The organism is Rhodococcus sp. 06-1460-1B, from assembly GCF_002258475.1.
In the GTDB taxonomy this organism is placed as follows: Bacteria; Actinomycetota; Actinomycetes; order Mycobacteriales; family Mycobacteriaceae; genus Rhodococcoides; species Rhodococcoides fascians.
Map to the genome: position 1 here is coordinate 30,176 of NZ_NOYS01000026.1, position 11,902 is coordinate 42,077.

The 11,902-nt window shown below is 66.5% G+C and carries 11 protein-coding genes and 1 riboswitch; of the genes, 3 read left to right on the forward strand and 8 right to left on the reverse strand.

The window, feature by feature from the left end; genetic code table 11:
* Window positions 1–50: 50 nt before the first annotated feature.
* Window positions 51–166: riboswitch (SAM riboswitch) on the reverse strand.
* Between the two features lie 195 nt (window positions 167–361).
* Together CH268_RS14610 and CH268_RS14615 are read left to right on the forward strand one after the other, a co-directional pair.
* Window positions 362–4,306 (forward strand): Pls/PosA family non-ribosomal peptide synthetase, encoded by a 3,945-nt coding sequence (locus CH268_RS14610; RefSeq protein WP_255182404.1) that lies wholly within the window; start codon window positions 362–364, stop codon window positions 4,304–4,306.
* 6 nt (window positions 4,307–4,312) lie between these two features.
* Window positions 4,313–5,650 carry a M1 family metallopeptidase gene (locus CH268_RS14615; protein ID WP_032391337.1) on the forward strand — a complete coding sequence of 446 codons (1,338 nt, stop codon included), beginning with the start codon at window positions 4,313–4,315 and terminating at the stop codon, window positions 5,648–5,650.
* 84 nt (window positions 5,651–5,734) lie between these two features.
* Here CH268_RS14615 and CH268_RS14620 read toward each other — a convergent pair whose 3' ends face one another.
* A complete protein-coding gene (locus CH268_RS14620; RefSeq protein ID WP_094664814.1) occupies window positions 5,735–6,355 on the reverse strand; it encodes a hypothetical protein in 621 nt (206 codons plus the stop codon).
* A 99-nt stretch (window positions 6,356–6,454) separates the two neighbouring features.
* On the opposite strand from CH268_RS14620, the gene CH268_RS14625 reads away from it, so the two are divergent.
* Window positions 6,455–7,102 carry a DUF6518 family protein gene (locus tag CH268_RS14625; RefSeq protein WP_255182402.1) on the forward strand — a complete coding sequence of 216 codons (648 nt, stop codon included), beginning with the start codon at window positions 6,455–6,457 and terminating at the stop codon, window positions 7,100–7,102.
* 23 nt (window positions 7,103–7,125) lie between these two features.
* Here the strand turns inward: CH268_RS14625 and CH268_RS14630 are convergent, their stop codons facing one another.
* The 7 genes from CH268_RS14630 to CH268_RS14660 form a co-directional block, all read right to left on the reverse strand.
* Entirely contained in the window at window positions 7,126–8,376 is a 1,251-nt protein-coding gene (locus CH268_RS14630; RefSeq protein WP_094664816.1) for an MFS transporter, read from the reverse strand.
* A complete protein-coding gene (locus tag CH268_RS14635) occupies window positions 8,373–9,029 on the reverse strand; it encodes a GntR family transcriptional regulator (protein WP_094664818.1) in 657 nt (218 codons plus the stop codon). Before CH268_RS14635 ends, CH268_RS14630 begins: the two co-directional genes overlap by 4 nt.
* A gap of 137 nt (window positions 9,030–9,166) precedes the next feature.
* A complete protein-coding gene (locus tag CH268_RS14640; protein ID WP_027494394.1) occupies window positions 9,167–9,364 on the reverse strand; it encodes a hypothetical protein in 198 nt (65 codons plus the stop codon).
* 113 nt (window positions 9,365–9,477) lie between these two features.
* On the reverse strand, window positions 9,478–9,882 hold the full coding sequence (locus CH268_RS14645; protein ID WP_094664820.1) for a DUF2752 domain-containing protein: 405 nt from the start codon (window positions 9,880–9,882) through the stop codon (window positions 9,478–9,480).
* Window positions 9,883–9,895: 13 nt separating this feature from the next.
* Window positions 9,896–10,243, reverse strand: a complete 348-nt coding sequence (locus CH268_RS14650) for a cupredoxin domain-containing protein (protein ID WP_094664822.1) — start codon at window positions 10,241–10,243, stop codon at window positions 9,896–9,898.
* Window positions 10,240–11,241 carry a HEAT repeat domain-containing protein gene (locus tag CH268_RS14655; protein WP_094664824.1) on the reverse strand — a complete coding sequence of 334 codons (1,002 nt, stop codon included), beginning with the start codon at window positions 11,239–11,241 and terminating at the stop codon, window positions 10,240–10,242. The genes CH268_RS14650 and CH268_RS14655 overlap by 4 nt, the downstream gene beginning before the upstream one ends.
* Before the next feature lie 10 nt (window positions 11,242–11,251).
* Complete coding sequence (locus CH268_RS14660) at window positions 11,252–11,878, reverse strand: HEAT repeat domain-containing protein (protein ID WP_094664826.1); 627 nt, start codon at window positions 11,876–11,878, stop codon at window positions 11,252–11,254.
* Between the last annotated feature and the right edge of the window lie 24 nt (window positions 11,879–11,902).

Below are 11,902 nucleotides of genomic sequence, written 5' to 3' on the forward strand. Positions count from 1 at the left end.
GATCAAGCCCTCACGTTCGAGGGACCCGCAACGGAAGATATTCGTGAACGAGTCCGCGCTTGCCGCACCGATTGTTCGGTGTCAGCCTGGTCGTCACCCGGAGCACCCCACCGCGAAGGAGGGTTGCCGACCAGCAAGCCGGGGCTCGATGCTGGTACTCGTGACCGTGGTCAAGACACTGGCAAACCCGCCACGGTTTTGTCAAGCCGGGGATCGCTCCGACACAGCAGTAGGATTTCCGCGGTGGGAAGGCGCGCTCGTTCACCTGCTGGCAAACAGAACGTGAGATAACCAACGGCGCTGCTTTCCCCAGCACCACAAGAGTCATCTGCCAACGAACGAGAAGGACACCCGGTTGCCTGTGCACCAAGAGAACGATCTGCCGGGTTCGAGCACGGATATCGCACCTGCTCCGGCCGCGTTTCTCCGCTCGCCCCTTGCCCCGCCGGCCCGCACACTGATCGACGTACTGCAGGAGACCGCCGATCGCTTCCCGGATGCACCCGCGATCGACGACGGGACGGTGTCGGTCAGCTACGCCGAACTGCTGGACGACATCGCTGAGGGCGCCCAGTGGCTCGCCGACGCCGGTGTCCGGCGCGGCGACCGCGTCGGCATCAGGATGCCGTCGGGGTCCTTCTCGCTCTATGTCGCGATTCTGTCGATCCTCGACGTCGGGGCTGCGTACGTACCCGTCGACGCCGACGATCCGGAAGAGCGCGCCGAATTGGTCTTCGGTGAGGCGCAGGTGACGGCCATCGTCACTGCGGGCGGAATCGCTGCCGGCACCGCGCCGAAACAGAATGCGCCCGAACTGGGTGCCGGTACTCCGGTGCCCGAGCTGCCCACACCCGAGGACGACGCGTGGGTGATCTTCACCTCGGGTTCGACCGGAACCCCCAAAGGTGTTGCAGTCAGCCACCGTAACGCCGCGGCGTTCGTCGACGCCGAGGCCCGCATGTTTTTGCAGAAGGATCCGCTGGGTCCGGGCGACCGAGTGCTCGCCGGTCTGTCGGTGGCATTCGACGCCTCCTGCGAGGAGATGTGGCTGGCGTGGCGGCACGGTGCCTGTCTGGTGCCCGCGCCGCGGTCGTTGGTGCGGTCCGGTTTCGATCTGGGGCCGTGGCTCGTCTCCCGCGACATCAGTGTCGTTTCGACGGTGCCCACGCTCGCGTCGCTGTGGCCCGCAGTAGCGCTGGAAGCGGTGCGGCTGCTCATCTTCGGCGGCGAGGCCTGCCCGCCGGAGCTGGCCGAGCGGCTCGCCGTCGAGGGCCGCGAGGTCTGGAACACGTACGGTCCCACCGAGGCGACGGTCGTCGCCTGTGCGGCGATCATGGACGGCAAGGGCCCTGTCCGGATCGGCCTTCCCCTCGACGGGTGGGACCTGGCTGTGGTCGACGGTTCGGGACTACCCGTGCAGGTGGGTGAGATCGGCGAGCTGGTCATCGGCGGCGTCGGACTCGCGCGGTATCTCGATCCGGCCAAGGATGCCGAGAAGTACGCGCCCATGCCATCTCTCGGGTGGGAACGGGCGTATCGCAGCGGCGATCTGGTCAAGCTCGAGCTCGAAGGGCTCTTGTTCCAGGGTCGCGCCGACGATCAGGTCAAGCTCGGCGGGCGACGCATCGAGCTCGGCGAGATAGACAATGCGCTGCAAGCACTTCCGGGCGTCGGCGGCGCGGCGGCCGCCATCCGCAAGACGGCGGCCGGAAACTCGGTGTTGGTCGGATACCTCGCCAGCACCAATCCCGATTTCGATCTCGAAGCCGCACGCGAATTGCTCGCCGAGCAGTTGCCCGCGGCATTGGTGCCCAGGCTTGCGCTGGTCGACGAGATGCCCACGCGCACCTCGGGCAAGGTCGACCGCAACGCGCTGCCGTGGCCCCTGCCCGGCATGGCAGGAGCGTCCGCGCTCGGTGGGACGGCGGGCTGGGTGGCCGAACTGTGGACCAACATCCTCGGTGCGCAGGTCTCGGACGAGAGCGCCGATTTCTTCGCCAACGGGGGCGGCTCGCTCTCGGCCGCCCAGTTGGTGACGGCACTGCGCGAACGGTTCCCCGAGATCACCGTCGCGCAGCTGTACGACCACCCGCGGCTGGGTTCGCTGGCGCAGTATCTGGATGATTTGAAGCCGGTCGTCGAGGCCGTTCCCCGTGCGGTCGCCCCGACGTCGCGCACCGCGCAATGGGCGCAGATCGCGGCAACGGTTCCGTTGACCACCCTGACCGGATTGCAGTGGGTCACCTGGCTCGGGCTGCTCTTCAACGTCATGTCCTGGTTCGGCGACGTGCCCTGGGCCCCGACGCTGTCGTGGTGGTGGGTGCTCGTGGCATTCGTCCTGTTCATCACTCCGGTCGGCCGCATGGCGATCTCGGTGATCGGATCTCGCATCCTGTTGGCGGGCTTGAAACCCGGTGCGTATCGACGCGGCGGCAGCATGCACATCAGGCTCTGGGCGGCAACACGATTGACCGACGCCAGCGGTGCCTCGAACCTCTCGGGTGCGCCGTGGATGGTCTACTACGCGCGTGCGCTCGGTGCCAAGATCGGCAAGGGCGTCGACCTGCACACGATGCCGCCCGTCACCGGCATGCTCGAACTCGGCGACGGCTGTTCCATCGAGCCCGAGGTCGACCTGTCCGGGCACTGGATCGACGGCGATCTCGTCTACATCGGCGGCATCGAAATCGGTGCCGGTGCCACCGTCGGCGCACGCTCCACGTTGTTGCCCGGCACCAAGGTCGGCAAGAACGCGGTCGTCACGGCAGGCTCGGCCGTCGTCGGACGAGTGAAGGCCGGTCAGATGTGGTCCGGCTCGCCGGCTCAGAAGGTAGGCAAGGCCGACCATCCGTGGCCCGCCGAGACACCGCCGCGCGCCACGAAATGGGTGTTCGCGTACGGCGTCGCGTCCCTGTTCCTGTCCGGCATGGCACTGTTCTCCATCGGCGTCAGCCTCGTGCTGATGGGCTGGTGGATTCACACCGCGGACTCCGTGTTCGACGCCTTCGAACGTGGCCTGGTGATGTTGCCCGTCGCGACGCTGGTCTCGTTGGCGGTGTTCGCACTGATCACCGTCGTCGCGGTGCGGTTGCTCGGCATCGGACTCGTCGGCGGCTACCACCCGGTGCGCAGCCGTATCGGCTGGCAGGTCTGGGCCACCGAACGTCTGATGGACTCCGCGCGCACCTTCCTGTTCCCGCTCTATGCATCGCTGCTGACGCCGCACTGGCTTCGACTGCTGGGCGCGAAGATCGGCAAGGACGTCGAGGCGTCGACGGTGCTGATGATTCCCAAGTTCACCACCGTCGCCGACGGTGCGTTCCTGGCGGACGACACCATGGTCGCCAGTTACGAACTCGGCGGCGGTTGGATGCACCTGGGTGACGCCAAAGTGGGCAAGCGGGCGTTTCTCGGAAACTCCGGCATGACGGGACCGGGGCGGACCGTCCCGAAGAACGGTCTCGTTGCGGTGCTGTCGGCAACTCCGGACAAGGCGAAGTCGGGCTCGTCATGGCTCGGTAGTCCGCCGGTCCGGTTGCGCCGCGCGGCAGGCAGTGCCGACTCATCGCGCACGTTCGACCCGCCTCGGAAGTTGAAGATCGCCCGTTCACTCGTAGAGACGTGCCGGCTGATTCCCGTCGTCGTGACGTTCGGTATCGGGCTCGGCGTGTTGTTCGGACTGACCGCGATTGCCGACTCGATCGGCTACTGGCTCGCTGCCGCGCTCAGCGGTGTCGTGTTGCTCGTCGCCGGCTTCGTGGCTGCAGCGGTGTCGGCGGCCGCGAAGTGGCTGTGGGTCGGCCGGATCGGCAAGACCGATCATCCGCTGTGGAGTTCGTTCGTCTGGCGCAACGAGGTGGCCGACACGTTCGTCGAGACCGTCGCCGCACCGTGGTTCGCGCGCGCTGCCGAGGGCACCGCGGTGCTCAACATGTGGCTGCGGTGGCTCGGGGCGGACATCGGTCGAGGTGTGTGGTGCGAGACGTACTGGCTCCCCGAGGCAGACCTCGTGACGTTGGCCGACGGTGCGACGGTGAACCGAGGGTGCGTTGTGCAGACGCACCTGTTCCATGATCGGATCATGTCCATGGACACCGTCGATCTCGGCAGAGGCGCAACCCTGGGACCGCACTGTGTCGCTTTGCCGGCATCGGGTATAGGTGATGGTGCGACGGTGGGGCCTGCCTCTCTGGTGATGCGCGGCGATACGGTTCCCGCGCATACTCGTTGGCAGGGCAATCCGATCGCGCCGTGGGCCAAGGGTGATCCCTTTCCGCGGATTCGCGACGACCGAAACGAGGGGTGATCTTCAATGCCGGACAGGCTCGTGGCACCGGTGTTCGACGTCGACTCCAGTGACAATCCGATCGATACGTATCTTCCGCAGAACGGCAATCGCGGCTATCGCGTCTCGCGCTACGAACTCGACCTCGAGTACAAGGTCGAGAGCAACCGATTGACGGGCAAAGCGAAGATCACCGCGGTCACCACGGCGACGGTGTCGAAATTCGCGTTGGATCTCGGCCCGGCGATGAACGTGTCGAAGGTGTCGGTCAACGGGTCACGTTCGGTGAAGTTCAGCCACCAGCGGGGCAAGCTGAAGATCACTCCCGCCAAGCCCATCGCGTCCGGAGCGGCACTGGTGGTCACGGTGGCGTACGGCGGAACACCCAAGCCCATCAACGGTTTCTGGGGTGAGGTCGGCTGGGAGGAGCTCACCGAGGGATCGATCGTCGCGAGTCAGCCGAACGGTGCCGCATCGTGGTTTCCGTGTGACGACCACCCGGTGTCCAAGGCCAGCTACGGCATCACCATCACCACCGATTCGCCGTACTACGCGGTGGCCAACGGCACGTTGGTACGCAAGCAGACTCGGGCCAGCCGGACCACGTGGGTGTACGAGCAGCCCGAGCCGATGGCCAGCTATCTCGCGACCATTCAGGTCGGCCCGTACGAGCATCGCGTCGTCAGCCCGGGACCGGTGCCGATGAACGCGATCACGCCCCCGCGGCTACGAGCTCAGTTCGACCACGACTTCGGCCGTCAACCCCAGATGATGGACACCTTCGTACGGCTCTACGGCCCTTACCCTTTCGCGGCGTACACCGTGGTGGTGACCGACGACGATCTCGAAATCCCGGTCGAGGCGCAGGGCCTGTCCATCTTCGGTGCCAACCACTGTTCGGGTTCCCGGTACTACGAGCGCCTGGTTGCACACGAATTGGCCCACCAGTGGTTCGGCAATTCCCTCACCCTCGGCAAGTGGGCAGACATCTGGCTGCACGAAGGATTCGCCTGCTACTCGGAATGGATCTGGGCCGAGAACTCCGGCGGCGCAACGGCTCACGACAAGGCCAAGCGAGCGCACACCATTCAGCGAGGGCTCGCGATGGATCTGCAGCTCACCGATCCCGGGCCCGCCCGCATCTTCGACGACCGCGTCTACAAGCGGGGCGCGCTGGCCCTGCACGCACTGCGACGCACCATCGGCGACGAACGATTCTTCGGCCTGATCCAGGAATGGACCTCCAAATACCGCTACTCCACCGTGGCGACCGCCGACTTCACCGACCTCGCCTCCCGCTTCGGTTGCCCCCGAACCCTGTGGGACGCATGGCTTGTGGACACGCAATTGCCGTCGTTGCCGTAGATCCGGCGCTCGAATCGGCTCCCCGGTTTCGGAAATGTGCCTCCGGTCAGAGGCATATTTCCAAGTCTGGGGAGCCGATTGCCGTCAGCGATACCCGAGCGAGACCGCGAGGCCTGCCACGGCGTAGCCGTAGAGCGCCGACGTTGCCAGTGCTTGTCGCCAGAAGCTCGTCGGGAACGACGCCGCCCAGCGTCCCTTGCCGTCCAGTTGCAGATCGCAGGGGAAGTCGCTGATGACCATCGCTGAAGCCGGTTGTTTCGAGTGCGCCAGCACCACACCGGTGGTGAACGGCAGTCCCCGAACGAACAGGTGCCCGCGCGCATCCCCCGCTCGATAGCGCACCGTAGATTCCGTCAACGGTCCTGTGTACCAACGCCGTTGGACATTCCACCCGGTGGCGTGTGCGAGTCGGAGGTTGTGATCGCCGCGCAGTGCCGTGTCCACGGTCTCGACGTGTGCGATCACTCCCCAGCGCAGCATCGACACCCACGAGGCGATCCGTCGGTAGCGAAACACCAGAGCCCCGAACAGAACGATCGCGAACATGTACGGCACCAGCGCGGGATACCTGGACCAGCATGCGGCAGGCACGATCACTGCGACGAGAAACCAGTAGGCTTCGCGTCGATTCCAGACCGTGGCAGCAGCTACCAAAGCTGTCGGGGGCACCCGATACGGCGGGACCGTGCGCGAGGACTGCACCATGATGGCGCTGATCCTAGGGCCGAACCGGTCAGCGCGCACCCACTCGCGCGGTGCCCCGTCTGTTCCGGAGAATGCACCACGCCTGCGTACCATCCCCTGATGGCGAAACGGTGGTGGGGACTTGTCATTGCAGCCGCGGTTGCCGTGGCTCTGTTGTCGCTCGCCTCGAATGTCACGAGCGCAAGCCAGTTGTCCGCTCAGGCGAACACGTTGCTGGCCGTGCGCTCGACCTTCAGCAAACTGCTGAATTCCGGTGCCGTGTGGGCCGGCCTGCCTGTCCTGTCCGGCTGGCTGGTCCGACGGCCGCTGCACGCATTCGCGGCGGGGATCGTCGCGAGTCTGCTGGCGTTGGTGGTGCACTACGGTGTCGGGCAGTTGTTCGGGATGTTCGACGAGACCGTGTGGGCGGGGAACCGGATATGGTTCGCTCTCGCCGTTGTCATGGGCGGCCCGTTGGGCGTGGTCGGGGTCGTAGCGCGAGCCGGTGGCCTCCCGGGATCGATCGCGCGGCTCGTCGTCCCCGCCGGCGCGATCATCGAGCCGTCCTTTCGGGGCATGTTCAGCGTGCCGACGCTACTGCCGTGGCCCGAGCGTGTCGCCAGTGTCGCCGCAGGCGTAGTTCTCGTGGCCACCGGAATAGTGGGAGCCGCGGTGCTGATCCGCCAACGACGAAAGCAACACGTAGCGCACAGGAAGTCCCAGCATCCGGGCGCGGATCGACCGCACCCCAACCACATCGTCCGCTAGGACCACGGCGACGCGCACGACCCCTAGGGCAGGTGAGCCGACGTTTTCGATCGCACCACCAGGCCACACAGTGCCGCCATCACCGCGCCGAATCCGAAGATGATCGGATACGTGACCACCCCTGGCCAGGTCTCGGTCAGCGCCGACAGCACAGCGGGCACCGCAAAGCCGAGATACGTCAGCGAATAGAACACAGCGGTGAGGCCGGCGAGATCGTCGGGGCCCGCAATGCGTTGCACCTCTTGCAGACCCGAAACCAGCGCCATGCCGTATCCGCAACCGAGCACCGCTGCCGCGATCAATGCCGCGGCGATGGTGAGCACCGACGCTGCCCACGCCGCGACAGCCATACCGACCACCAACAGAGACAGCGCAACCAGAGCGCCGCGGGCATTGGCGGGTGTGTCGATCCGACGCCCGACAGCCTGGATCGCGAATCCGGAACCGAGGGCGATCACCGCCATCGCAGCGGACAGGGCGACGGGGTAACCGCCACCGGGCTCGTCGGCCAACGCGTCGGCCATCAGAGACGGCAGCACCGCATAGGCGACGCTGGCCGCACCGAAAACCCATGGGGCCAAGGGCAACACGACGAACAGGAACCGTCGATGCGACGCCGACGGAATTCTGAGATCGTCGACGAGGCTCTTCCTTCCCGATGATGCTGCGGCGCTGCGTGTCTCGGGGACCGACAGCATGCCGACGAACGCGGCGATGCAGATCAGCACGTGCACGCTGTACGCGAGGTGCGTCGGCCAGGGTGCCCACTGCGCCAGCACACCGGCGACGCCGGCTCCCAGGGCGAAGCCCGCCGTCAACGACATCGCGGCGCGGCGCGCTCCGGCACCGGGCTTGGCGGTGGCGTCGTGACCGGAGAGTTCCTTGACCCAGCTACCGCCGACGGCCATACCGATTCCGAGCGCGATGCCGCTGAGCACCCGCCCGCCGAAGAGCATGTAGGCGTTGTCGGGTCCGAGGGCGATCAGAATGGACCCGGCCGCGGCAATTGCAGGCGCGGGCAACATGATCGGGCGTCGGCCGAGTCGATCGGACAACGGACCACAGATCAGCATCGCCGGAATGATGCCCAGAACGTATGCGAACAGGAACGTGTCGACCACCACGGCAGAGAAGCCGTGGTCGAGTCGATACATCACCAAAAGCGGTGTGAATTCGTTGCCGCCCCAGGCGACGGCGAACATGCCGACGGCAACCAACAGCCAGCGTCTGGCCGTCGTCTGTCGGACGTCGTCGTCGATCATGGCCTCGGTCATCGTGTTCCCCCTCTGTCTGTGCGCAAGCCGTGCACCCTGAGCATGTGTTGTTCGACGGCTCGCTCGAATTCGTCTGCGTCCCCGGCTTCGATCAGGTCGGCGAGTCTGCGGTGGTCGTCGACGATGCGCAAGATCTGACCCGGATCACGGGTCAGGGATGCCGCGGTCATCCGCCGCTGTCGCTCGCGAAGTCCGTCGTAGAACGCGTCGAGTAACGGGTTGTTGCCTGCGCGGACGACGGTGCGATGGAAGTCTGCGTCGGCGGCACTGAACTCCGCTGCGGTGCCGTCGACTGCGAGCTTGTCCTGGATTCGCAGGTTGTCGCGTAGCGCCTCGACCACTCGTGCGCGGGCATCCGCATCGCCGACGAAGGCGCGAACACTGCCGGCCTCGACCAATCGCCTCGCGTCGACGACGCTCTCCGCCTCACCCACCGCGATGGGGACGACCAGCGCCCCGCGCTTGGGATACAGGCGCATCCATCCCTCGACCTGGAGGCGAAGGAATGCCTCGCGGACCGGCGTGCGGCTGATGTCGAGCCGCGTCGCGATCTCCCCTTCACTGACGAGCTCACCACCGGGAAGTTCCCCCGAAATGATGAGCTCCTTGACAGTCAGGTACGCCGTATCGGCTGCGGATCTCGTCTCGGACACAACATAGATACTAGATGCGCCTCACGCTGATACCAACCCGGGACCATCCGAAGAGCCACTCGACGTGACATTGACCCCCGAAAAGGCCACCACATGTCACATTGACTCCCCGCGGGGAGTCCAGAGGGAGCCAGCGGTCAGGGCACCCAGTGTCTGGCGGCGATGTCGTCGATCACCGGGTCTCCGTCGGGGGCTGCGTCCAGTGCTTCGAGGTCGTCGCGCAGTGCGTTCAGGCGTGGGTCGTCCCCCTCGGCCTGCTCGGCTGCCGTGCCTCCGTCGTCGGCGATCTGGGCGAGCAGTTTCGCTCGCACCCGATCTCGCAGTGAGTCGCTCATTCGTCGTCACCCTTCTTGAACACGCGTCGGGCCGTGGGGATGAGCGCGATGAGCACGCCCAGCAGCACGATGATCGAGAAGATTTGCAGCAGCACAGCAGCCTCCTAGGGATGTCAGGTCGGGGCGAGGGCGGTGCCCCACGCAGTGTTGCGCACCACGGTGAACAAGACCAATAGGGCAACCCCGACGACGACGGTCGGGCGATTGGGACGAGGCAGCGTCAGTGGCGTCTGCGTCCATCGTGCTCGCAGCCACGCGGCCCAGACACCGATTGCGACGACACCGAGCAGCACCGCCACGACGTTGCTCGACGCGGCAGCCGCGATGTCTCCGCGGGTGAGGTCGCCGAAAGCCCTGGTCGCGCCGCATCCCGGACACCACAGTCCGGTGAGGGCGTGGAAGGGGCACGGCAGGTACGTCGAGCTTTGGGGATCGCGGACGTGCAACAGGATGGCACCGCCGACCGCTGCTCCCGCCACCCCCAGGGGTGCGACGATGCTGCGGGACCGCGTTGCCATGACCAGCAGTCCATCACGGTTCGACGATGATCGTCGCGGTCATGTCGGGGTGCGGGGTGCAGTGGTAGGTGTAGGTGCCCGCGGTGTCGAAGGTGTGGGTGAACTGCCCCGACTGCATCAGTTCGCTGCGGAACGACTTGTCGTCGGCGACGACATTGTGCGCCATCGCGCGGTCGGAGAAAACCCAGGTCACGGTCTCGCCCGCAGTGATCGTCAGAGACTGCGGCGTGAACATCCGATCGGCGACGGTCACCTGGTTCTCGGCAGCGGGCTCGGCGGGTGCGGCCGGGGTGGTCGAGGTGGAGCAGGCGGTCGCGGCCAATGTGATCGACAGTGCCGCGAGCAGTCCGAGTGCCTTCATGACCTCGACGGTACCGAAGCGGCTCGTTCTCTCCGATCCAGCAGGTAGGTCGCCGTCAGCGCGATCGAGCGGTCCTCATCCTGAGTCAGCTCGCGCAGAGCCTGCGCCGCCGCCGGACCCGGAATGCTGGCCAGTGCCTGGGTCACCCGTAGGCGCGCCGCAATCTCACTCGGGCCGTCCATGAGGGCCGCGACCGTGGAGTCTGCATACCCGAGCTCACCGAGCACGTCTGCCGCGTCCACATCGTTCGTACCCTCGTGGACCATCTCGATCAGCACCGCAATCGCGTCGACGATTCCTCGGGCACCCAGTTCCAGCGCCGCGAGTCGTCGTACCTGCCCGTCCTCGTGGCCCAGCGCCTCCCGCAGCACCTCGGTGGCGTCGGGATGCGGAATCTCGACGACGGTATCGACGGCGCGGCGACGCACCTCGGGATCCGGTGAGTCGAGGCCCTGCCGCAGCGCCGAGACGGCGTCGCTCCCGGTCTGCGCGAGTGCCCATCGCAGCGCGCCGGCGACGTTGGTTGCGGGCTCGCGCAACACCGCCTCGGCCAGAGCCTCGGCCGGGATGGGGCGATCTCCGACGGAGGACAATGCCGCAGACTGCCGCTTCCCCGCGCTCACCGAGTCCAGGTCTCCGAGCATGCCGATGACACCGAGGACGTCCTCCCAATCCTCCGGTCGGGCGCTTCCGATGCGGCGCAACCGTGTCAGCAACTCGGTGTCTCGTGCGATGCGCTCCTCGGCTAGGGCCGCGAGCTCGTCGACGAGTCCCGACGCCGCGAAACTCGGATCGTCCAGTGCACGCCCGACGTCGTGCAGGGACAACCCGAGCGACCGGAGCGATTCGACGTGGAACAGGCGGCGCACGTCGGCCGGGGAGTATTCGCGGTAGCCGGTGCCAGTCCGCGAGGTCGGCTGCACGAGCCCGAGCCGGTCGTAGTGCCGAAGCATGCGCGCGCTGACTCCGGACCGCCGCGCCACCTCACCGATCAACATCTGCCTATATTCACCCCGTCGGGTCGGATGCGCCAAGTGCATCGACGCGCTGGGCCTCGAACAGTGCAAATCCGCTGTCGGGGTCGCGGAGCAGCGACTCCGTCGCCAGCGCGTGCGCGCGAACAGCAACATCCTTGCTCGACGCGGCCTCGCGCACCATCGGCTCGATCACCGACCCGAGTTCCACCAGCGCGCGGCTGAGGCTGCGCTGCAACTCCCGCCCGCCTCGCCCCAGCTGAGTGGACAGCGTCGTCGCCAACCACTGCTCGCTGCCGTCGGGGACCAGGACGACCGCCGCCCGCCACGCGCTTCGGGCCACCTCGTCGTCGGAGTCGGAGATGAGCGGCTCGGTGATCACCGGCCAGGCCGCCCGGTCCTTGACCTTCGACAACGTGTGCAACGCCTGGCTGCGAGCCTGCGCGCCGCCGGTGCGCACTTCGTGCATCAGCCTGGGCACCGTCGATGCAGCGGGGAGACGAATCAGCGCCCACGTCAACATCTCTCGAACCTGAAAATCCGGTTCGACGGCGCAACGCTCGAGCAGCGCGTCAAGGAGTTCTGGGTTCTTCGATATTCCGATGTCGAGCGCAGCCCGAAGCCGCACGGAAGAGTTCTGGTGCCGAAGTGAGTCGATCATGGCCGTCAGCCAAGACCTTGTCAC